Raw genomic sequence first — 671 nt, 5'->3', positions numbered from 1 at the left:
TCGTTTGCTAATTGTTGTTTAAATACCTCACTAGTTCTGTCGGACCAATTCTCAATTTCTACACCTGAAAAAGTTGATATGAATTCTTCAATAGGTTTTTTAGCTCCACTAGTTCTTAACAAACTTTTCACTAAGGAATTTCTTTTTTGAATAGCTGGTTCTTGCTGCATTGCCCAGTTTCTTGCATCCTCAAAGCTTTCAACTTTAATTACTTTATTTACTTCTTTCTCTATTGAATTTAGATACATTGGGAAGTGAATTTCTAAAGATTTTTTATTTCTTGTAACAAATTCAATATCCTCTTTATATAGAGCAAAAAGTTTCTTTAATGTATCCTGCGGGTTAATCTCGCTTTTTCTAATCAGTTCTTTAAAGGTACGTTGTTCTTCACTCATATTATTTGAAATCTGTGTAATACGAGGTAAGCTTCTAAGCCACGTCAACATACCACTACTTAGGCGAATAACCCTTGGTTTTTTACTCACTAGCTCATTTTGATAGCTACTAAATTGTGATTCTAGATGCATAAAGAAGTTATCATATTCTTCACTAAATCGATAGTAAACATATTGATATTCGGTTGCTTCTTCGAACATTTTATAAAGTGTTTCACCATCAATTCCAGCCACATACATATCATTTCTATAAAACATTAATTGATCCCATTTGTC

At 31.6% G+C, this 671-nt stretch carries 1 pseudogene; it reads right to left on the bottom strand.

Features of this window, described 5'->3' with window-relative positions:
* Positions 1 to 671, bottom strand: a pseudogene (locus RB298_RS01295) (hypothetical protein); the annotation flags it as partial.

It is taken from the genome of Priestia sp. BR_2 (genome assembly GCF_041954005.1).
Lineage (GTDB): Bacteria > Bacillota > Bacilli > Paenibacillales > Paenibacillaceae > Paenibacillus_AQ > Paenibacillus_AQ lautus_A.
Note: the sequence above shows the minus strand (reverse complement) of the source record. Positions and strands in the feature narration are given on the sequence as shown.